2 protein-coding genes are annotated in these 1,419 nt (G+C 41.1%); both read left to right on the top strand.

Features of this window, described 5'->3' with window-relative positions; translation table 11 throughout:
• Positions 1-343, top strand: a 343-nt coding sequence (locus A3739_RS30200) for a hypothetical protein (protein WP_197472476.1), incomplete at its 5' end; no start/stop codon positions are given.
• Positions 344-466: 123 nt separating this feature from the next.
• Complete coding sequence (locus A3739_RS21245; protein ID WP_068502684.1) at positions 467-1,315, top strand: M48 family metallopeptidase; 849 nt, start codon at positions 467-469, stop codon at positions 1,313-1,315.
• The last annotated feature ends 104 nt before the right edge of the window (positions 1,316-1,419 follow it).

The following is a 1,419-nucleotide window of genomic DNA, read 5'->3' as shown; positions in this document are numbered from 1 at the left end:
AGCAATGTGTTCTTTTTCTGCAAATGCCTTGGCTTATAGTTCAGATTTGCTCGAGTTTGAGCATTACGCTTCTGTTCGACAACTGCGTGCATTGATCAAAAAGCTTGATTTACTCATGCGCGATACCGGTTTTGCACAAGCATTGGATAAAAAGTGCGGAAATAGCGTGGCAATATATTTACAGGCTTTACCAAACTTTTTAGAAAGAATTATGGAGAAACTCAAAACAGTTCAAAAATCATTGCCTCAAGATGCGGCAAGCAAAGCGAGTGATTTGAACAGTGAGTTAAAATCGCTTATTTCGTCGCTTAAGCCAAATAAGGCATTCTCGTTATTTAGCTAGTCAAAAGTTCATTAGTATCGCCTATCGACATACTGTGGAAGGTGTATCAGAAATGCTCTTAAAACTTCTTTATTGTTGCTGCCCAACAAGAAATTGATCCTCAAGAAGTTTTAAGGGTATCCAATGCAACAAGAGTTTGTTCGCGCGTCTCAACTTCATCAGCAAGGCAAGCTTGTTGAAGCAGAAAACATATATCGAAGCTTATTAGATAACGATAAAGAGAATCCTCAGTTAAATGCCCGCTTAGCATCTGTTTTAGTTCAAACTAAGCGAGCTACCCAGTCTCTTTCGCATTTCTCTATTGCTATTGATGGTTTGCCCGATGAAGATGCATTAATTCAGCATGCTGCCGATGTGGCAGCCAAGCTTGGTGAAAATGTATACGCGTCTAAATGGATGGGTTTATTGCTTCAACGCCACCCCAATAACTTAGCGCTAGCAGGTCAATATGTCGGTGTTTTAATTGCTAATCATCAAGAGCAAGAAGCACTAACTCTCGTCAACGAACTAATTAAAAAACAGCCCCAGAATCCACAGTTTCTGAACTTCAAAGGAATGGCGTTGAGCCGCTTAGGTGAGGGCGATAAAGCATATAAGTTTTTTGAAAAAGCCTTGCGACTTAATCCCGGTCAAATCGGTATCGTGCGCAATCTTATTATTCATGGAAAGGGAAAGAAGAAGCCTTTACTTGATGAGATTATTCCCCAGTATGAGCAAAAGCTTCGTCAGGGTGGTTTGCCAGCTGATGCGAAGATGAATTTGGCCTATGTTGTCAGTATGCACTATGACAAAAAAGGCGATAAGTCGATGAGTTTTGAGTATTTGAAGCAGGGTAACGACTTAAATCGTTCTGGCTACCAATATGCACATACGCAGACGCAAAGCATGTTCGCGATNCTGCANAANGCANTGACTCNCGANCNGATAGAAGTGTTGGCTAATAAACCTTACATCGAGGATGGTGCTGTTTAAATCTTTATCGCTGGCAACCATAGTTCGGGTGCTACTTTGATCGAACAGCTTTTGTCGAGTCATTCAAAAGTAGGGGCTGAAGGTGAGTTAAAAACGCTTTCAGA

Source organism: Oleiphilus sp. HI0067 (assembly GCF_001635735.1).
Note: the sequence above shows the minus strand (reverse complement) of the source record. Positions and strands in the feature narration are given on the sequence as shown.